Here is a 240-nt window from a genome sequence, read left to right as displayed (position 1 = left end):
CTGGTTTTTTATTTGAAATTGGTATATAATAATAAAAAAACAAGGCAGAGGGAGACACCATGCAAAGAAGCAATGTTCCAAATTATATAAGAATTCATGACGCGATAAAAGAAGAAGTTGAAAAAACAGTTTGGAAGATTGGTGAGCGGCTGCCGAGTGAACGAGATTTGGCTGAGCGCTTTGGTGTAAGTCGAATGACTGCGCGACAAGCAGTAACGTCACTTGTAGAGGAAGGAATCC

The 240-nt window shown here is 40.0% G+C and carries 1 protein-coding gene; it reads left to right on the top strand.

The window, feature by feature from the left end:
* Window positions 1-59: 59 nt before the first annotated feature.
* The coding region (locus ETC07_RS16415; RefSeq protein ID WP_136249349.1) for a GntR family transcriptional regulator at window positions 60-240 on the top strand (181 nt) is incomplete at its 3' end.

Origin of the sequence: Halomonas borealis (assembly GCF_004798905.1) — a bacterium.
GTDB classification, from domain to species: domain Bacteria; phylum Pseudomonadota; class Gammaproteobacteria; order Pseudomonadales; family Halomonadaceae; genus Halomonas; species Halomonas borealis.
Note: the sequence above shows the minus strand (reverse complement) of the source record. Positions and strands in the feature narration are given on the sequence as shown.